Source organism: Streptomyces sp. NPDC104381 (genome assembly GCF_055583745.1).
This window is the reverse complement of the sequence record NZ_JBVJNK010000007.1, coordinates 168,926-186,925: the sequence shown is the minus strand read 5'-3', so window position 1 is coordinate 186,925 and position 18,000 is coordinate 168,926. Positions and strand designations below refer to the sequence as shown.

Here is an 18,000-nt window from a genome sequence, read left to right as displayed (position 1 = left end):
CCGTGAAGAGCCGGACCGTCCAGGAGGTCAGAGCAGCGGCGGTTTCACGGACATCAGCAGATGCCGGTGCGTGGCCGTCCCGTCCTCCTCCCCTCCGGTGACCATGGCACGCAGCCCCGGCCCCATCAGCTTCATCCGGACCGTCGCGTCCTCGAAGGAGGACAGCGCGTCCAGCAGATACGCGGGGTTGAACGCCACGGTCATCTCCACCGCCCCGGCCGGGGCCGCGGGCACCCGCTGCGCGGCCACATCGTCCTCGAACCCCGCCTGCAGCAGCACCGAGGCATCCGGCCCGGCGGAGAACGTCATCTGGAGCGGGCTGCCGCCGTCCGCCACGACGGAGACCCGCTTGACGGCCTCCACCAGACGGGCCCGGTCCAGCTCCACGACGGCGGGGTCCGCCAAGGCGAACAGCTTGTCGTGACGCGGGAGCCGGCCGTCCAGCAGGCGCACCGTCGTCCGCGTCCCGGCGTGCTCGAATCCGGCGGACCCCCCGTCCACGGCGACGTCGACCTGTCCCGATCCGCCGAGCGACCGGGCGATCTCGGCCAGCCGGCGGGCCGACACCACGACATCGGCCGCCACCTCGGGTGCCGTCGCCTTGAACGGCAGGGTGCGCACCGCGAAGCGGTACCGGTCCGTGGCCGCCAGGGTCATCGTGGTGCCGTCGAGGGCGAGACGGATCCCGGTGAGCGTCGGCAGGGTGTCGTCGCGCCCCGCCGCCACCGCCACCTGGGCGACCGCCGAGGCGAACTCCGCCGCGTCCACCGCCCCTCGGACCTCCGGCAGCGGCGGGAGCGCCGGGTAGTCGTCGAGGGGGAGGACCGAGAGGCCGAAGCGGGAGCCGTCGCCCACGACCGTGAAACGTGAACCCTCCAGGGCGCATTCCACGGGCCCCTCGGGCAGCACCTTGCAGATGTCGAGCAGCCGCCGCCCCATGACCAGGACCTTCCCCGGCCGGACGGTGTGCGCCTCCGTCTCGACGCGCGAGGACGCCTCGAAGTCCAGGCCCGACACACGGAGCCGGCCGGCGTCGGCGTCGAGGAGGAGCCCGCCGAGGACGGGGACGGGCGAGCGCGCGGGGAGCACCCGGGCCGCCCGCGAGACGGCATCGGTCAACGCGCCACGCTCGATGCGGAATTCCACGGCAGGGGCCTCTCGTCCGGCGTACGTCACGGTCGAGAACCACGCTAGGCGGCACCACTGACAACGGCCGCGGACCGACGACAGCGACCACCCCCGTGAGCCGCTGCCGCCGTGCCGTCCGGACGTCCCCCGACGTCCTCGGGCCCCCGGATCCGGCACGTCCTGACGTCCCCCGACGTCCCCCGGACGTCCCGGAACACGCTGGGGACTTTAGGTGGCCGGAACGGCGCGCGGGGAGATTCAAATCGCACTGTGTGGCCCACGACGGGTATCAAACCGCACAGCCGGACCGGTACTCTGCACTCCGGTTTCGGGGAGGAGCGGAGGACACGTGCGTGCGCGGGAACGGGCCGACGACGTACTTCTGATGTACCGCCTGGCGCGGACCGGGGGATCACCGGAGCTGCTGCGCAGGCTGGCCCAGCGGGCCGAGGGCTGGGCGGGAATCCTGGACGGGGACGGCACGGTGCTCCAGGCCGTGGCCGGAAACGTACGGTGGCCGGGGCACGAGGCGGCCGGGCTCGCCGCCCGGGCGGCGCGGGAGCTGACCGCCAGGGCCGCCGGCTCCTACACCCTCGACACCGACGCGTGCGCCGCGCTGCTGCTCCCCCTCGACCGGACGGCCGGGAACCACGGCCCGGTCCTCGCTCTCGTCGCCCCCAAGCCGCTCCCCGGCGGACTCTCCACGCTGATGGCCGACGCGGTGATGCCGCTCGCCCTGTCCTGGGCGTCCGAGAGCGTCGAACGTAAACGGAGGCGCGTCGACCTCGCGGAGTCCCGGGGGCGCGAGGCCGTCCTGCACCTGCTGATGACCGGTCAGCTCTCCATCGCCCACCAGGTGGCGGGCGCTCTGCGGCCCAAGCTCCCCGACCCCGTACGCGTCTGCGTCGTCGAGTGCTCGGGGGGACAGCGGGACGAGGTGGCCCGGATCTGCACGGACATCTCCGGCGGCCGGACCTGGATCGTGCGCTGCCCGGTCTACGCCCGTCATCTGATCCTGATCGTGCCGGCGGAGGAGGAGACGGAGCCGGAAGCGGAACGCACGGACGGACCGGGAGGATCGGGAGGACCGGAGGACAGGGGAAGACCGGGGGGCGGGGGAGGCACGGGAGAACCGGAGAGCGTACGCACGCTCGGTCTCACCGTCGCCGGACTCGTGGCGGACTGTGTCGTGGGCGTCAGCGAGGAGGTGCGGCTGCCCGACACGGCGACCGCCTACCAACAGGCCTTCCACGCCCTGGCCGTTGCCCGTGGACTGCCCGGGCGCCACGCCGTGTTCGGTTCCGCCCCCGAGGCGGCGCTGGTCGTCGGCGAAGCCGGGGCGCGGTGGGCCGATGCCCTCCTCGCGCCCCTCCTCTCCCATCTGCCCCGCCGCTCGCAGGACCCGGGGAGCCAGGAGCTGGCGGCGACGGTCGCGTCCTGGCTGGCGTTCTCCTCCCACGCCACCCACCACCTGAAGATCCACCGCAACACGCTGGCCGCCCGCCTGAAGCTCGTCGGTGAACTCCTCGGCCTGGACCTGAACCGGGTGGCGGACCAGGCGGCCGTCGATCTGGCCCTGCGGATCAGGGCGACCCCGGCCCTGCGGCGCACCGGCCCGGGAGACCCGGCCGCGCCCCTGGACCTCGACACGGTGCTACGTGCCCCCGGGTTCCAGGACTGGGCCGTCCAGCAGCTGCGTCTCGTCGACCGGGCCGGACCGACGGCGGAGGAGACCCTGCGGACGTGGCTGCGCCGCGAGGCCCAACTGGGCCCGGCCGCAGCCGAACTGGGCATCTCCGTACCCGGTGCGCGCAAGCGGCTCACCCGGCTCGAAGCGCAGTTGTGCCGGTCGCTGCTCCAGACCCCCAGCGCGCGCTACGACCTGTGGCTCGCGTTCCGGGCGGTGGACATCGCGGCGTGACCGCGTGCGCACGGCCCCGTGTGTCCCGCTCGTTCCGCTCAGTCCGTCTTCGTGTACGTCAGGCTCTGGCCGGACGAGGTGATCTGGCGGCGCAGGGTGCCGTCGGGCAGCAGCGTCAGGACGGTGGGTTCCCCCGGGGTGCACGACGCCGTGGGTTCGCCCTCGATGACCCGGGAGGGCCCGATGCGGATGGGCCCGCCGGAGGACGGCTCGCTCGCCAGGTCGGCCTCGAACACACAGCGGTAGGAGCCGCCCGTGTCGAGCGGGCCTTCGGCGGTGAGGGACATCACGGTGTCACCCACCTCGCCCTGTCGGACGGCCAGCCGACGCGTGGATGCTCCCCCTCCGCTCTCGATGGTGCCCGTCCAGGTGCCCAGGAACCCGGAAGGCACGGTGCCGTCGGAGCCCTCGCCGCCGGCTCCGCCGGAGCTCTTTCCGCCCGAGGAACCGTCACCCGAGGGGGAGACCGTCCCGCTCGGGTTCGCCGTGGGGTCGCCGTCCCCGCCCCGCATGAAGGCGTAGACGCCCCAGCCCGCCCCCACCGCGACGAGCAGGGCGACGGCTATCAGCGCCAGGGACGAGCCCACCCCACGACGGCGTCCGGGCGGCCGCGCGGGGTGGCCCGCCGACGGGCCGTACGGGGGAACGGTCCCGTATCCGTAGGCGGGGGCGGGCTGTTGGGGATAGCCGTACGTGTGGGGCGGCGCGGCCGACCGCTGCACCGGGGGCCCGGGATGCGTGGGGCCCGTACGGGGGGCGGGATGTGGGGCCGGGGCGGGAGGAGGAGTGGGCCGGTGGGATACGGGGGGCACGGGAGTCGCCTGCTGACCCCCGGCCGGGCCGCCTGCCGCCGGACCGCCCACCACCGGGGCGCCTGCCGCCGGACCGCTTGCCGCCGGGCCGACCTCCTCGGGGTCCTCGGAGTCCAGCAGCCCCACGGCGTGCCGTCCCAGCTGGGCGATCAGCGCGCCCGGAAGCCACGGCTCGGCCGTGTCCGTATCGCCCAGCTGCTCCAGCACGGCGTCCGTGGAGGGCCGCGCGGCCGGGTCCTTCGCCAGACACTCCCGGATCAGCTCGACCAGGTCGACGGGTACGCCCGTGAGGTCGGGCTCCTCCTGTGCGATCCGGTACATCAGCGCATGGGCCCCGGTCTCGGCCGTGCCGAACGGCAGCCGGCCGGTGGACGCGTACGCCAGGACGGCGCCGAGGCAGAACACGTCGCACGCGGGCGTCACCCGCTCGCCCCGCACCTGCTCCGGCGACATGAACCCGGGCGAGCCGATCATCGCGCCGGTACGGGTGAGGCCGCCGTCGGCCATGGTGTCCAGGGCCCGGGCGATGCCGAAGTCGATGACCCGGGGGCCGTCGATCGTCATCAGGACGTTGGACGGTTTCAGGTCACGGTGGATCAGCCCGGCGCGGTGGATGTCCTGGAGTGCTCCCGCGAGCCCGGCGCCCAGGATGCGGACGGAGCGTCCGGGGAGCGGACCGTACGCCTCCGGGTCGGGCGCCGGCGCGCCGGGACGCCCCGAGACGATGCGGTGGAGCGAGGGGCCGGCGACGTAACCGGTGGCCACCCACGGCACCGCCGCGTCCACCCCGGCGTCCAGCACCGGCGCGGTCCAGGAGCCGCCGACCTGCCGCGCCGCCTGCACCTCCGCGCGGAAACGGTCGCGGAAATGCTGTAGTTCGGCGAGCTCGGGGCGGACCAGCTTGAGGGCGACGGTGCGGCCGCGCTCCGAGCGCGCCAGGAACACCTGGCCCATCCCGCCCGAGCCGAGGCGCCCCAACAGGCGGTAGGTGCCGATGCGTTGCGGATCACCGGAGCCCAGCTTCTCCATGGTGCGTCTCCTCCCCCGTGCGGCCGTGGCGTACCGTGCGTCGAGGATAGCCGCGCACCTGTTCGCGGGTGTTCCTCAGCCCCCTGAGGGCCCCCGCGGCGGCTCCGCCGGGGACGTCAATGTGTCCATGACGGCCGAGAGCCGCTCCAGCACCTCGACGGTCCGCGCGAACTCCTCCTCGCCCAGCTCCCCGGCCAGCCGCGCCGCGAACTCCGCGTGGGCGGGGACGATCCGCCTGACGGCGGCCCGGCCCTCCGCGGTGGGGCGGAGCAGCTTCGCGCGCCGGTGGGCCGGATTCGCGACGTACTCGGCGAGGCCCCGGTCGACCAGGACATCCGCGATCCGCTGCACGCTCTGCCGGGTGATCCCCATCGCGCGGGCGATCCCCGACACGGGCAGCGGCTCGGTCAGGACCGCGCCGAGGACCTGCCACCGGGCCGCCGTGAGCCCGGCCGGGCCGGCCAGCTCCTCGGCGACGGCCAGGAACCGGCCGTTGAGCCGGAACACCCCGAGCGCGGTGCGGCTGAGCAGAGTGGGGTTCCCCGCCCTCCCGTCGTCCCCCGCGCTCCCGCCGCTCCCCGTGCTCCCGTCGTTGCCGGGGTCCGGTCCGGTCCCGGCGGGCCCGTCGGTCGTCCCGCTCATCCGTTCAACTCCTCGTAGGCGCTCGCGTCCGAGTCGTGGAAGAGCCGGTACCAGGCGTCCAGCTTCTTCGGCTCGAACACCCCGAGCAGCCCGAAGATCTCGCGGGCGAAGGCGACCGGCTCGGTCGGGCCCGCCGTGACGAGAGCGCCGCGCGAGGCCCCGCCGGGGTCCGTCACCGCGTCGGCCTCCACGTAGTGCGCGCCGCCCGCGTACCCCGTGGCGGCGAGGTAGAAGGAGACGGCGCTCGTGTGGCGGCGGTCGTCGAGCAGTCCCTCGCGGGCCAGCCCCGCGGTCGCCCCGCAGATGGCCGCCACCGGCACACCCGCCGCCAGGAAGTCCCGTGCCGCCCGCGCGAAGGGGGCGAGGGCGTCCCCGGTGTCCCAGAGGGAGGCGCCGGTGAGGATCAGCAGCTCGCTCCCGGCGGGGTCCAGCGCGTCGAGCGGCAGGTCGGGCAGGACGCGGATCCCGCCCATCGTGGTGACGGGCGCGATGGTGAGGCCGACGGTGCGCACCGTACGGCCGTGCTGGGTGAGCTGGGACGTGGCGAAGCCCGGCTCCCAGTCGGCGAACGTGTCGTAGACGGCCAGGTGGACGCTCGTGCCGGTCATGACGACCTCCGGTGGCGGATTCCCGTGTACCGATCCTTATGACAGCAGTCTGTCATGATGACAACATGCTGTCAATGGATGCGCCGTTGCCGGGCGGAGACCCGACACCCTGCCGAGCCGGGCGGCCCACGCCGTACAGAGTGGCCATGGAGGACGGCCGCGCCGCCGCATACGCTCACCGCATGAGCCCCGATGCCCCTCGCGCCCCGTACGCCGACCCCGCAGCGGGCGCGGCCGTGAAGGCCGCCGACCGCGCGCACGTGTTCCACTCCTGGTCCGCCCAGGGCCTGATCGACCCGCTCGCCGTCGCCGGCGCCGAGGGGGCGTACTTCTGGGACTACGACGGCAACCGCTATCTGGACTTCACCAGCGGTCTCGTCTTCACCAACATCGGCTACCAGCACCCCACCGTGGTCGCCGCGATCCAGGAACAGGCGGGCAGGCTCGCCACGTTCGCCCCCGCCTTCGCCGTCGAGGCGCGCTCCGAGGCCGCCCGGCTGATCGCCGAGCGCACCCCCGGCGACCTGGACAAGATCTTCTTCACCAACGGCGGCGCCGAGGCCGTCGAGAACGCCGTCCGCATGGCCCGCGTCCACACCGGGCGTACGAAGGTGCTGTCCGCCTACCGCTCGTACCACGGCGCCACCTCCACCGCGATCAACCTCACCGGCGACCCGCGCCGCTGGGCGTCCGACTCCGGATCGGCGGGTGTCGTCCGCTTCTGGGCGCCGTTCCTCTACCGCTCCCCGTTCTACGCGGGCACGGAGGCCGAGGAGTGCGCCCGCGCCCTCCAGCACCTGGAGGACACCCTCGCGTACGAGGGCCCCTCGACCATCGCCGCGATCGTCCTGGAGACCATCCCGGGCACGGCCGGCATCATGACGCCGCCGCCCGGCTACCTCGCCGGGGTCCGCGAGATCTGCGACCGGTACGGCATCGTCTTCGTCCTCGACGAGGTCATGGCCGGCTTCGGGCGCACCGGGAAGTGGTTCGCCGCCGACCACTTCGACGTCACGCCCGACCTGATGACCTTCGCCAAGGGCGTGAACTCCGGCTATGTGCCGCTCGGCGGCGTCGCGATCAACGCCGAGATCGCCGCCACGTTCGAGACCCGCGCCTACCCCGGCGGACTCACCTACTCCGGTCACCCGCTGGCCTGCGCCGCCGCCGTCGCCACGATCGGCGTGATGGAGGACGAGAAGGTCGTCGAGAGCGCGGCACACCTCGGCGAGCACGTACTCGGCCCCGGTCTGCGTGAGCTCGCCGAGCGGCACCCGTCCGTCGGCGAGGTGCGCGGGCTCGGCGCGTTCTGGGCGCTGGAGCTGGTCCGCGACCGGGAGACCCGCGAGCCCCTGGTCCCGTACAACGCGACCGGTGAGGCCAACGCCCCGATGGCCGCCTTCGGCGCGGCCTGCAAGAAGAACGGCCTGTGGCCCTTCATCAACATGAACCGCACCCATGTCGTCCCCGCCTGCAACATCACCGAGGCCGAGGCGAAGGAGGGCCTCGCCGCCCTGGACGCGGCCCTGTCCGTCGCCGACGAGCACACGCTGTAGACGGCGCACCCGGCGTGACGCCCCCCACCAGGTCGTAAGGTGACCCAAGCCGAGAACGGGAGGGGGCGTCATGGGTGCGAGCGGAGGCGTGACCCGCAGCACGCTGCGGCAGCAGATCGCCGACGCACTGCGTGACGAGGTGCTCGCGGGGCGCCTGCGGCCCCGGGTGGAGTTCACCGTCAAACAGATCGCCGAGCAGTACGGGGTGTCCGCGACGCCCGTGCGGGAAGCGCTCTTCGACCTCTCCGCGCAGGGCCTGCTCGAATCCGACCAGCACCGCGGCTTCCGCGTCCGTGAGTACTCCGTCACGGACTACCGGGCGATGGTCGAGGCGCGGGCCCTGGTCATAGACGGGGTGTTCCGGCGGATCTTCGACGGGACCGGTTCGGCGCCCGCCGTGATCGGCGCGCACCGGGCCGCCCTCGTCTCCGTACGCCGCCGGGGCGAGGAGGCCTCACGGGCGGCGCGCGGCGGTGACCTCGACATCCTCATCGGCTACGACCTGCGGTTCTGGCGGGAGCTCGGCGCGGTCATCGGCAACGCCTACATCAGCGAGTTCCTGCAACGGCTGCGGATGCAGGCCTGGGCCTTCGCCGTCCCGTACCTGCGCGGCGACGGCGACGTGCGCGACTGGCTGTGGAGCGGCCACCGGGAGCTGGTGGAAGCCATCACGGCGGCCGACGGCCCCGCCGTACGCGCGGTGCTGGACGACTGCTACGCGCACGGGCTGAACTGGGCGGACCGGCTGGCCCAGGGCGACCCCCCGCACCCGGGTCACACCTGAGCGTGCTCACGCGTCGGCAGGGCCCCGCACCCTGTGCGCGGGGTCCCGGCCGCATTACGCTGTCCCGACCATCGCACGAACCCGTTGGAGAGCGAGACTTCGTGGCCTGTGACCTGTGGCTGGTCCCCCTCGTCGATGTGCTGTGCCACAGCCCCGACAACCCGTTCGCCGAAGAGATCGCCGTCTACGACAAGGCGCTGACCGAGGCGGGGCTGCCGCCCGTGCCGGTCTACGCCTACATGCCAGGACTCACCGGGGACGTCGCCCCCGTCGCGGGCTTCGACTACGACGCCCTGCACTTCCTGCGCCGCGCCTACCTGCTCCAGCTCAGCGGCCTCGCCGTCACGCCCGTCGACGAACTGGGCGGGGACTACGAGCAGGTGCTGGAGATGTTCGAGCAGAGCGCGCAGGAGTCGCACCTGGTCTGGCACTACGACCACGCCGGCGCGTACGTCCCGGTGGACTTCCCCCATCCGCTCTCCGACGACCAACTCCTGGAGGGCGGCGGCCCGCTGGGCTCCTCCCACGGCCTGCTGCGGGAGCTGGAGTTCGTCGCCCCGTCCATCGGCATCGACCCGGCCAACCCGCCGGCCGCCCCCCTTCCGCCCGCCGGCCCGACCACGCTGGAGGAGCCGGCCGCTCCGGCCCCGTACGACGAGAGCCCGTTCGCCCGGGAGCGGCACGTCTGGCTGGGCCTGCACGCGGCGGTGACCCGCAGCCTCGCCCAGGGATCGATGATCATCTTCAGTTGAGCCGCCGTGTCCGCGGCTGCCGGGGCGCGGGCTCCCGGCCGCCGTGCCGCTCCTTCACCGGGGCGGCTCCGGCGGCCGCTGGCGCGGCATGTTCGGCCGGGCCACCGGCATGGTGAGCCGGCCGTGCGAGGTGCCCGGCTCGGGGCGGCCACCGGGCCCGCCCGTCACCAGCGACTGCATCCCCATGGGCGCGGGTCCGGCCCGGAACTCGACCATCCAGTCCGCCGTCTCCATCCGGACGAGCTCGGTGATGTCCTCGGAGAACCGGCGCAGCACCCCCAGGCACCGCTCCGCGGCCTCGCTGGCCGTGCCCTCCGTCGGCCCGAGGACCTCGCGGACGCACTCGGATGACCAGTCGAACTGGAGCACCTGGAGGCGCCGCTGCACGGCCTGTGCCGTCGCGAGGTTCCTTATCCAGCCGGAGGTCAGTCCGAAGTACCGGTCGCACGCCATGCACGCGGCGCCCAGCAGCAGCGACAGATAGCCCCAGCCGGCCGAGCCGTGCAGTTCCCCGGTCAGATCGAGCAGCGGGAGGGCCGCGCCCGCCACCACCCCGGCCGCCGTGCCGAGCCGGAGCAGCCTGGCGGTGCGCCGCTTGCGGACGCGGTCGCGCAGATACCACTCGGCGGTCTCCAGGGCGCCGGCCTCGACCCACCGGTAGAGCTCGTCGAGCCTCTCGGCGGGTTCACCCCAGTCGCCGAGGGGGAAGGCGCGGCCGGCCAGGTCCCGGGGGCTCGAACCGTAGCGTGAAACGGAGCGATCGATTCCGGTGCCTGCACCTGGTCCCGCGCCGGACTCCTTGCGGGGCGGCCCTTCGGGCTGCATCTCCGGCTGACTCACCGGGGGACTCCTCTGCACTCTGCGTTCGGCGCGTATCGACGCGGATCGGCACGGCTCTCGGTCACGGAGGGGGCGATTCCCGGCATATGACCGGGGCCCCACCCGGGTAACTCTGCGTTACCCTCGCTCTGCGTATGGGTACGGATACGCATGCTCTTCCTACCGCCGAATGGTGGGCCGCGGGGTCGAAATCGCGGGATTCCCGGGTGGGCACGGCCTCTGGTCAGGTATAGGAGCCCGGCAGGCAGTTTTCAGAACTCACTCGAAAGAGTTGGTCCCGGTGAGTGGGGCACGGCGTCCGGCGAACACGTAGGCTCGGCGTACCGAAACAATCCGTCGTCGAAATGCCAGGAGTGACCGTGATCCCCGGTGGTGGTCAGCCCAACATGCAGCAGTTGCTCCAGCAGGCCCAGAAGATGCAGCAGGATCTTGCCGCGGCCCAGGAGGAACTGGCCAGGACCGAGGTCGAGGGACAGGCGGGCGGTGGGCTCGTCAAGGCCACCGTCACCGGGTCCGGCGAGCTCCGTGCCCTGGTGATCGACCCGGGTGCGGTGGACCCGGAGGACACCGAGACCCTCGCCGACCTCGTGGTCGCGGCGGTCCAGGCGGCCAACGAGAACGCGCAGCAGCTCCAGCAGGAGAAGCTGGGCCCCCTGGCCCAGGGCCTGGGCGGCATGCCGGGTCTTCCGTTCTGACCCTGTGGCTCCCCGGGCGCACCGGCTACGGTACGAACGGCACGAGCGGGAAAAAGGAAAGGCGTTCCGTTGTACGAAGGCGTGGTTCAAGAGCTGATCGACGAGCTGGGCAGGCTGCCGGGCGTCGGTCCCAAGAGCGCGCAGCGGATCGCCTTCCACATCCTGCAGGCCGAGCCCACCGACGTACGCCGTCTGGCCCATGCCCTCCTCGAGGTCAAGGACAAGGTCCGCTTCTGCGAGATCTGCGGCAACGTCGCCCAGCAGGAGCAGTGCGGCATCTGCCGGGACGCGCGCCGTGACCGCTCGGTCATCTGCGTCGTGGAGGAGCCCAAGGACGTCGTGGCGATCGAGCGGACCCGTGAGTTCCGGGGCCGCTACCACGTGCTCGGCGGCGCGATCAGCCCGATCGAGGGCGTCGGCCCCGACGATCTGCGCATCAGGGAGCTGCTGGCCCGGCTCGCGGACGGCTCGATCACCGAGCTGATCCTGGCGACCGACCCCAACCTGGAGGGCGAGGCCACGGCGACGTACCTCGCCCGGATGGTCAAGCCGATGGGCCTGCGGGTCACGCGGCTGGCCAGCGGGCTGCCCGTGGGCGGCGACCTGGAGTACGCCGACGAGGTGACTCTGGGCCGCGCCTTCGAGGGGAGGCGGCTCCTCGATGTGTGACCCGGCATCTGACTGCGGCTTTATGTGCGACGGCGCTATGTTCTACCCACCGTTCGCGACCGTGCCCACGGGAGGTCCCCTCGATGTCTGACGCCACGCTGAACTCCGTCACGCAGGACCCGGACGATTTCGCCGTCCAGATCGCGGACCAGATCAAGACGTTCATCGTCGCGGTCACCGAGGTGTCCAAGGCGGAGGAGCCCGAGGAGGCCGTGCCGGTCCTGCTCCTCCAGGTCTCCCAGCTCCTGCTGGCCGGCGGCAGACTGGGCGCGTACGAGGACATCCTCCCGGACGAGCGCTACGAGCCGGACCTGGGCGCCGAACCGGACGCCGACGGGCTGCGTGAGCGCTTCGCGGAGCTCCTGGAGCCCATCGACGTCTACTCCGAGGTCTTCGACCCGTACGAGCCCCGCAAGGCGCCCGTGCCCCACCGGATCTCCGACGACCTGGCCGACCTGGTCACGGACCTCGGCCACGGCCTCGCGCACTACGAGGCGGACCGCACGGCCGAGGCCATGTGGTGGTGGCAGTTCTCGTACTTCTCCAACTGGGGCTCCACCGCCTCTGCGGCCCTGCGCGCGCTCCAGTCGCTGATCGCCCACATCCGGCTGAACCAGCCGCTCCAAGAGCTCGACGGCCTGGACACGGACCAGGACCCGGGCGACGGGGACCTGGCCGAGGAGGCCGGGCGGGTGATGGCCGAGGAGATCGCGGGACCGCTGGGTCTGCGGCCGGTGCTCTAGGGTCTCGCGTCGGCTTGTGCGACCGCTGTGCCTGTTGTGTCCTGGGACACAAAGAGGCGTGCGGTTCGGTGAAGCGGGCAGCAGCCACGTACGAGCAGTTCGGAACGATGCCGTTCCGGGTGGTGGGCGGGACATCTCACCATTCGGTACCGACGGGTCGATTCCGGACTGCTCGTTAAACTGAGCCGACCGCACCATTATTGAGCGAGGAGCGCACGTGGGCCTTGTCGTGCAGAAGTACGGAGGCTCCTCCGTAGCCGATGCCGAAGGCATCAAGCGTGTCGCCAAGCGAATCGTCGACGCCAAGAAGAACGGCAACCAGGTGGTTGTCGTGGTGTCCGCGATGGGCGACACGACGGACGAGTTGATCGATCTCGCCGAGCAGGTATCCCCGATGCCTGCCGGGCGTGAGTTCGACATGCTGCTGACCGCCGGAGAGCGGATCTCCATGGCCCTGCTGGCGATGGCGATCAAAAACCTGGGCCACGAGGCCCAGTCGTTCACGGGCAGCCAGGCCGGTGTCATCACCGACTCGGTCCACAACAAAGCGCGCATCATCGACGTCACGCCCGGCCGCATCAGGACCTCGATCGACGAGGGCAACATCGCCATCGTCGCCGGGTTCCAGGGTGTGAGCCAGGAGGGCAAGAACATCACGACCCTCGGTCGTGGTGGGTCCGACACGACCGCCGTCGCGCTGGCCGCCGCGCTGGACGCCGAGGTCTGTGAGATCTATACGGATGTGGACGGTGTCTTCACCGCCGACCCGCGGGTCGTGAAGAAGGCCCGGAAGATCGACTGGATCTCCTTCGAGGACATGCTGGAGCTGGCGGCGTCCGGTTCCAAGGTGCTGCTGCACCGGTGCGTCGAGTACGCACGCCGTTACAACATCCCGATCCACGTCCGCTCGTCCTTCTCCGGACTGCGCGGCACCTGGGTCAGCAACGAGCCGCAAGGGGACCAGCAGGTGGAGCACGCCATCATCTCCGGAGTCGCCCACGACGTCTCCGAGGCAAAGGTCACGGTCGTCGGTGTTCCCGACAAGCCGGGCGAGGCCGCCGCGATCTTCCGCGCCATCGCGGACGCCGAGATCAACATGGACATGGTGGTGCAGAACGTCTCCGCGGCCTCGACCGGGCTGACGGACATCACGTTCACCCTGCCCAAGGCGGAGGGCCGCAAGGCCATCGACGCCCTGGAGCGCAGCCGCGCCGGCATAGGGTTCGAGTCCCTGCGTTACGACGACCAGATCGCGAAGATCTCCCTCGTCGGCGCGGGCATGAAGACCAACCCCGGCGTGACCGCGGGCTTCTTCGAGGCCCTGTCCAACGTCGGCGTGAACATCGAGCTGATCTCGACGTCCGAGATCCGTATCTCGGTGGTCACCCGTGTCGACGACGTCAACGAGGCCGTGCGCGCCGTGCACACCGCCTTCGGCCTCGACAGCGACTCCGACGAGGCTGTCGTCTACGGGGGCACCGGCCGATGACCGGACGCCGCCCTTCGCTCGCGGTCGTCGGCGCGACCGGGGCGATCGGCGGCGTCATGCTCCAGATCCTCTCGCAGCACGAGGACGTCTGGGGCGAGGTCAGACTCATCGCCTCCCCGCGTGCGGCCGGCACCAAGCTGGTCGTACGCGGGGAGGAGACCGAGGTCCTCGCGCTCTCCGAGGACGCGTTCGACGGCGTGGACGTCGCCCTGTTCCTGGTGCCGGACGAGGTGTCCGCGCAGTGGGGGCCGGTGGCGGCCGCCCGGGGCGCCGTGGTCGTGGACGACTCGGCGGCCTTCCGGCTGGACGACGAGGTTCCCCTGGTCGTCCCCGAGATCAATCCCCATGCCGCGCGTCTGAGGCCGCGCGGCATCCTCGCGTCCCCGAGCTGCACGACACTGTCGCTGATCGTCGCGGTCGGGGCGCTGCACGCCGAATTCGGGCTGCGGGAGCTGATCGTCTCGTCCTACCAGGCGGTGAGCGGCGAGGGCCGGGACGGTGTCGCCGTGCTCCGCGAGCAGCTCGCCCTGGTGGCGGGCACGGAGCTGGGCACCCGCCCCGGAGACGTGCGCCGGGCGCTGGGCGACGGGGAGAAGAGCCCCTTCGCCGCCCCCGTGGCGCTGAACGTCGTGCCGTGGGCCGGGACGGACGCCGGTGACGGCTGGTCGTCCGAGGAACTGGCGATCCGCGGGGAGTGCCGGAAGGTCCTGGGCCTGCCGGACCTGAAGGTGACGGCGACCTGCGTGTACGTCCCGGTCGTCGCGACGCACTCGATGTCCGTGCACGCCCGCTTCGAGAACGAGGTGTCCGTGGCCCGGGCGCACGAGGTCCTGGCGACCGCGCCCGGGGTGGTGCTCTTCGACAGCCCGGCGGCCGGTGACTTCCCGACGCCGTCCGATGTCGTGGGCACCGACCCCACCTGGGTGGGCCGGGTACGGCAGTCGATGGACGACCCTTATGCCGTGTCCATGTTCATCTGCGGCGATAATCTCCGAAAAGGCGCCGCCCTCAATGTGGCCCAGATCGCCGAGTCGGTGGCCGGGGAATTTCCTCGTACCTGATCGAACCTGTTTTGTAGGATCTGTGTGCGCCCTGTGGGTAACTTGCTGGTCTGAACCTCTTGAGCTGGGGCGTTGTCATATCCGACGATGATCTCCTGGCCCTCCGCAACCGCTAGACGGATGCGACGCGTCTATGTCGTCACTTCTTGCGTGGCTGGACGCGCTTTCGGGGCATTTGGGGAAGAGCAGGTACGAATGAGGGCATGTCGCACAGCATCGAAAGCGGTGCCGTACGCGTACAACCCTGACGGGGGGAAGCGTGTCCAACTGGCGTGGCAGAGGTTCTCGACATCACAGTGGTGGGCCCGTTGCGAGGCGCTTCGGTGCGTCCGCTCCGGCGGCCCCGCGCGCCCGGCGGCATGCCGGTGATCGCGCCCATGCCGGCGGCTCGGTCCACCAGGCTGCCTTCGCAGCGCGAGGGCGCTGAGGAGACGGTGGCGGCAGGAACGACCGTCGACCATCTCACCGAGACCTACCGCGCTCACTACCGCTCGCTGCTGGGCCTGGCGGCGCTCCTGCTGGACGACACCGCGTCCTGCGAGGACGTGGTGCAGGAGGCGTTCATCCGGGTGCACTCGGCCCGGAACCGGGTGCGCGACCCGGAGAAGACGCTCGCCTACCTCCGCCAGACCGTGGTCAACCTGTCGCGGTCCGCCCTGCGTCGGCGCATCCTCGGGCTGAAGCTCCTCTCCAAGCCGATGCCCGACATGGCGAGCGCGGAGGAGGGCGCGTACGACCAGTTGGAGCGGGACGCGCTGATCAAAGCGATGAAGGGGCTGCAGCGCCGCCAGCGCGAGGTGCTGGTGCTGCGTTACTTCTCGGACATGACGGAGGCCCAGGTCGCGGAGACGCTGGGGATATCGCTCGGTTCGGTGAAGGCGTACGGCTCCCGGGGCATCGCGGCACTGCGCGTCGTCATGGAGGCGCAGGCATGAGCAGGCCCGAGCACAGGCACGACGATGACCGGACTGGAAACGGAATTGTGAACCACAGGCCGGAGGGCACCCCCGACACCGACCCGGAGCAGGACGGTGAGCGGAAGCAGCACACCGACACCGCCGAGGTCGACGGGGCGGAGGCCGCCTCAGGGACCACCGCTGCCGGGACGGACCCCGAAGCGGAACCGGAACTGGAAGCGAAACCGGAAGCGGAGCCCGGCGCTCATGACACCGGGGCCGACGGTACGGGCGGCGGCGGCACGCTGACCGACCTCTTCGGCGGATCGGCGGGCTCGGGTGGCTTCGGGGGCTCGGGCGGTTCCGGCTCCGGCGGCTTCGGCGGTGAGGGCATGGACGAGACCGCGCTGCGCCGCATGTTGCAGGGCGCCGTCCAGGACCTGGAGCCCTCCGAGGGCACCCTCGACCATCTGTACCGCGCGGTACCCGCCCGGCGCGCCAGGCGGCGGCAGGGCGTGGTCGGTGCGGCCGCCGCGGCCCTGCTGATCGGTACGGCGGTCCCCGCGTTCGTCCACGTGGCGAACTCGGACGGCTCGGCCACCGCCAGCCCCGCGATCGCCGGCCACGGCGAGCAGGCCCAAGGCGGAAGCGGCGAGGACGCGGGCGCCGAGGCCGCCGGCGGCAGGACGGCCGGCCCCGAGGACCGCCGGAGCGAGGGCGCCGAGGGCGAGACCGGCAACTCCACGAAGCCCTCCGAGGGATCGGACCCCGGCGCCGAGAGCAGCGGGGCCGCGGGCCTCGACGATCCGCCGGGCGTCGGTGTGGCCTCCACCAGGACCTGCGATCCCGACCAGCTCGGGGTCGCCTCCGCCGACGCGGGCGCGGCCCGGGCCGACGGCACGGTGTACGGCACCTTCCGGATCGCCAATGTGTCCGGCGACGCCTGCTCGGTGACCAGCAACGGCACGGTCAGCTTCCAGGCGGCAGGCGCCGCGGACCCGCTGAAGATCACCGTGGTGCAGCACACCGCGGGCGACCCGGCGGGCGGACTCCCCGATCCCTCCCTGGAACCGGGGACCGTCTTCCTGAAGCCGACGATGACGTACGAGGTGCGCTTCGCCTGGGTGCCGTCGGACACCTGCCCGACCACCGGCGGTTCGCCCAGCCCGACGCCCACGGACGGCGGCGGGGGCGGCGGCGAGGGTACGACGGGGAGCGACGTGGGATCCGCCGACGCCGCAGCACAGTTCGGCAGCGCGGACGAGGGTCCGGCGGACGGCAGCATCGCGGTCACCCACACCCCGGAGGCGGGTGCGCCGACGGCGGAGACCAAGATCCCCAACGCCTGCGCCGGCACCATCTACCGCACGGGCGTACTGGACGCCACGTAGCCGACCCGGAACACCCCGGCCGGGGGCCGGACGTACGCGCATACGGGCAGGGGCCCGCCAGGAACTCCCGGGTTCCGGCGGGCCCCTGCCGTCGCTGTCGCGGGTCTGCCGGCGCCGGGGTCTGCGGATACCAGGCTCAGTCGGCGTCGGCCGCCAGGCCCAGCTGGATGTCGCGCGCCGCCTCCGCCTCGCGGCGTACCAGCCGGAACCACATGAAGAGCACGAAGCCCGCGAAGACGAACCACTCGCCGGTGTAGCCGAGGTTCTGGAAGGCCTTCAGGTCGAGCCCGCTGCCCTGCGCGGCTGCCGCGGGCACAGGCTTCATGTCGCCGCCGCCCGTGCCACCCGCCTCCGGCTCGGGCAGGGTCACCCAGGCGTCGTAGACGTCGTACGGGACGAGGTTCACGAGGGAGGCCGCGCTGATCATGCCCAGCTGCCCCTCGGGGAGCCCGCCGCCCAGGTCGACGCCGTTGGTGCCGCTGTTCTCGGAGGCCTGCAGATCTCCGGTCACGGTGACCTCGCCGGCCGGCGCGGCGGGAACCTCGGTGCCGCCCGGGCTGCCCGCGAGCCAGCCCCGCACGACCGGCAGGGCCTTACCGCTGTCCGTGCGCAGCAGATCCAGCACGTAGAAGCCGTCGCGGTCGTCCAGCTTGCGGCCGGGGACCAGGAACTGATCGGCGTACGTCCCCTTCGCCACGGCCGGGCGGCCGGACGTCTCCGTGCTCACGGGGAGCAGCTCGTCGAGCGGCGCCGGCGAGCGGGAACCGGGGTCGGGACGCTCCTCGGCCTCCTCGTGCGTCTGCACACGGTCCTCGAAACGACCGAGCTGCCACGTGCCCATGAACACGCAGAACGGGATGGCCAGCACGACGAAGAGGTTGATCCCCCACCATCGCGGGGTCAGCAGGAACCGGTACACCCCTCCACGGTACGGTTTCCCGCTCCGGGCCCCCGGAGCGGGGTGCACCATTTATCCGGAACTTA

General features: G+C 72.2%; 17 protein-coding genes. 11 read left to right on the top strand and 6 right to left on the bottom strand.

Annotated features, from left to right (window positions below; translation table 11 throughout):
- Positions 1 to 27 precede the first annotated feature (27 nt).
- The gene (gene dnaN, locus ACZ607_RS25155; RefSeq protein ID WP_469738029.1) at positions 28 to 1,146 is read right to left on the bottom strand and encodes a DNA polymerase III subunit beta; all 1,119 of its coding nucleotides are present in this window, start codon (positions 1,144 to 1,146) and stop codon (positions 28 to 30) included.
- Positions 1,147 to 1,513: 367 nt separating this feature from the next.
- On the opposite strand from dnaN, the gene ACZ607_RS25150 reads away from it, so the two are divergent.
- Positions 1,514 to 3,049, top strand: coding sequence for a helix-turn-helix domain-containing protein (locus ACZ607_RS25150; protein WP_469738543.1), 1,536 nt, complete (start codon positions 1,514 to 1,516; stop codon positions 3,047 to 3,049).
- Positions 3,050 to 3,087: 38 nt separating this feature from the next.
- On the opposite strand, the gene ACZ607_RS25145 is transcribed toward ACZ607_RS25150, so the two are convergent.
- The 3 genes from ACZ607_RS25145 to ACZ607_RS25135 all read right to left on the bottom strand — a co-directional run bounded on the left by ACZ607_RS25145 (position 3,088) and on the right by ACZ607_RS25135 (position 6,140).
- Positions 3,088 to 4,890 carry a serine/threonine-protein kinase gene (locus ACZ607_RS25145; RefSeq protein WP_469738027.1) on the bottom strand — a complete coding sequence of 601 codons (1,803 nt, stop codon included), beginning with the start codon at positions 4,888 to 4,890 and terminating at the stop codon, positions 3,088 to 3,090.
- 75 nt (positions 4,891 to 4,965) lie between these two features.
- Positions 4,966 to 5,532: a MarR family winged helix-turn-helix transcriptional regulator gene (locus ACZ607_RS25140; protein WP_469738025.1), complete on the bottom strand. Its 567-nt coding sequence runs from the start codon at positions 5,530 to 5,532 to the stop codon at positions 4,966 to 4,968.
- Positions 5,529 to 6,140 carry a DJ-1/PfpI family protein gene (locus tag ACZ607_RS25135; protein WP_469738023.1) on the bottom strand — a complete coding sequence of 204 codons (612 nt, stop codon included), beginning with the start codon at positions 6,138 to 6,140 and terminating at the stop codon, positions 5,529 to 5,531. The genes ACZ607_RS25140 and ACZ607_RS25135 overlap by 4 nt, the downstream gene beginning before the upstream one ends.
- Before the next feature lie 182 nt (positions 6,141 to 6,322).
- Between ACZ607_RS25135 and ACZ607_RS25130 the strand changes: the two genes are divergently transcribed.
- The 3 genes from ACZ607_RS25130 to ACZ607_RS25120 all read left to right on the top strand — a co-directional run bounded on the left by ACZ607_RS25130 (position 6,323) and on the right by ACZ607_RS25120 (position 9,232).
- On the top strand, positions 6,323 to 7,696 hold the full coding sequence (locus tag ACZ607_RS25130) for an aminotransferase class III-fold pyridoxal phosphate-dependent enzyme (protein ID WP_469738021.1): 1,374 nt from the start codon (positions 6,323 to 6,325) through the stop codon (positions 7,694 to 7,696).
- 70 nt (positions 7,697 to 7,766) lie between these two features.
- On the top strand, positions 7,767 to 8,480 hold the full coding sequence (locus ACZ607_RS25125; protein WP_469738019.1) for a GntR family transcriptional regulator: 714 nt from the start codon (positions 7,767 to 7,769) through the stop codon (positions 8,478 to 8,480).
- Positions 8,481 to 8,581: 101 nt separating this feature from the next.
- A complete protein-coding gene (locus ACZ607_RS25120) occupies positions 8,582 to 9,232 on the top strand; it encodes a hypothetical protein (protein ID WP_469738017.1) in 651 nt (216 codons plus the stop codon).
- A gap of 54 nt (positions 9,233 to 9,286) precedes the next feature.
- Here ACZ607_RS25120 and ACZ607_RS25115 read toward each other — a convergent pair whose 3' ends face one another.
- Entirely contained in the window at positions 9,287 to 10,072 is a 786-nt protein-coding gene (locus ACZ607_RS25115) for an SLATT domain-containing protein (RefSeq protein WP_469738015.1), read from the bottom strand.
- 359 nt (positions 10,073 to 10,431) lie between these two features.
- Between ACZ607_RS25115 and ACZ607_RS25110 the strand changes: the two genes are divergently transcribed.
- The 7 genes from ACZ607_RS25110 to ACZ607_RS25080 all read left to right on the top strand — a co-directional run bounded on the left by ACZ607_RS25110 (position 10,432) and on the right by ACZ607_RS25080 (position 17,016).
- Positions 10,432 to 10,767, top strand: a complete 336-nt coding sequence (locus ACZ607_RS25110) for a YbaB/EbfC family nucleoid-associated protein (RefSeq protein WP_147984368.1) — start codon at positions 10,432 to 10,434, stop codon at positions 10,765 to 10,767.
- Between the two features lie 69 nt (positions 10,768 to 10,836).
- Positions 10,837 to 11,436 carry a recombination mediator RecR gene (recR, locus tag ACZ607_RS25105; RefSeq protein ID WP_099173476.1) on the top strand — a complete coding sequence of 200 codons (600 nt, stop codon included), beginning with the start codon at positions 10,837 to 10,839 and terminating at the stop codon, positions 11,434 to 11,436.
- An 83-nt stretch (positions 11,437 to 11,519) separates the two neighbouring features.
- Complete coding sequence (locus ACZ607_RS25100; RefSeq protein WP_124277692.1) at positions 11,520 to 12,179, top strand: DUF5063 domain-containing protein; 660 nt, start codon at positions 11,520 to 11,522, stop codon at positions 12,177 to 12,179.
- A 217-nt stretch (positions 12,180 to 12,396) separates the two neighbouring features.
- The gene (locus ACZ607_RS25095; protein WP_469738013.1) at positions 12,397 to 13,668 is read left to right on the top strand and encodes an aspartate kinase; all 1,272 of its coding nucleotides are present in this window, start codon (positions 12,397 to 12,399) and stop codon (positions 13,666 to 13,668) included.
- The gene (locus ACZ607_RS25090) at positions 13,665 to 14,729 is read left to right on the top strand and encodes an aspartate-semialdehyde dehydrogenase (protein ID WP_469738012.1); all 1,065 of its coding nucleotides are present in this window, start codon (positions 13,665 to 13,667) and stop codon (positions 14,727 to 14,729) included. Before ACZ607_RS25095 ends, ACZ607_RS25090 begins: the two co-directional genes overlap by 4 nt.
- 359 nt (positions 14,730 to 15,088) lie before the next feature.
- Positions 15,089 to 15,664: a SigE family RNA polymerase sigma factor gene (locus ACZ607_RS25085; protein WP_099173480.1), complete on the top strand. Its 576-nt coding sequence runs from the start codon at positions 15,089 to 15,091 to the stop codon at positions 15,662 to 15,664.
- A complete protein-coding gene (locus ACZ607_RS25080) occupies positions 15,661 to 17,016 on the top strand; it encodes a hypothetical protein (RefSeq protein ID WP_469738010.1) in 1,356 nt (451 codons plus the stop codon). Before ACZ607_RS25085 ends, ACZ607_RS25080 begins: the two co-directional genes overlap by 4 nt.
- Before the next feature lie 136 nt (positions 17,017 to 17,152).
- Here the strand turns inward: ACZ607_RS25080 and ACZ607_RS25075 are convergent, their stop codons facing one another.
- Positions 17,153 to 17,935, bottom strand: coding sequence for an SURF1 family protein (locus ACZ607_RS25075; protein ID WP_469738008.1), 783 nt, complete (start codon positions 17,933 to 17,935; stop codon positions 17,153 to 17,155).
- Positions 17,936 to 18,000 lie beyond the last annotated feature (65 nt).

Coding starts and splice junctions, on each gene's coding strand:
- ACZ607_RS25150 (WP_469738543.1), top strand. CDS start 1,514: ATGTACCGCCTGGCGCGGACCGGGGGATCACCGGAGCTGCTGCGCAGG.
- ACZ607_RS25145 (WP_469738027.1), bottom strand. CDS start 4,890: ATGGAGAAGCTGGGCTCCGGTGATCCGCAACGCATCGGCACCTACCGC.
- ACZ607_RS25140 (WP_469738025.1), bottom strand. CDS start 5,532: ATGAGCGGGACGACCGACGGGCCCGCCGGGACCGGACCGGACCCCGGC.
- ACZ607_RS25135 (WP_469738023.1), bottom strand. CDS start 6,140: ATGACCGGCACGAGCGTCCACCTGGCCGTCTACGACACGTTCGCCGAC.
- ACZ607_RS25130 (WP_469738021.1), top strand. CDS start 6,323: ATGAGCCCCGATGCCCCTCGCGCCCCGTACGCCGACCCCGCAGCGGGC.
- ACZ607_RS25125 (WP_469738019.1), top strand. CDS start 7,767: ATGGGTGCGAGCGGAGGCGTGACCCGCAGCACGCTGCGGCAGCAGATC.
- ACZ607_RS25100 (WP_124277692.1), top strand. CDS start 11,520: ATGTCTGACGCCACGCTGAACTCCGTCACGCAGGACCCGGACGATTTC.
- ACZ607_RS25090 (WP_469738012.1), top strand. CDS start 13,665: ATGACCGGACGCCGCCCTTCGCTCGCGGTCGTCGGCGCGACCGGGGCG.
- ACZ607_RS25085 (WP_099173480.1), top strand. CDS start 15,089: ATGCCGGTGATCGCGCCCATGCCGGCGGCTCGGTCCACCAGGCTGCCT.
- ACZ607_RS25080 (WP_469738010.1), top strand. CDS start 15,661: ATGAGCAGGCCCGAGCACAGGCACGACGATGACCGGACTGGAAACGGA.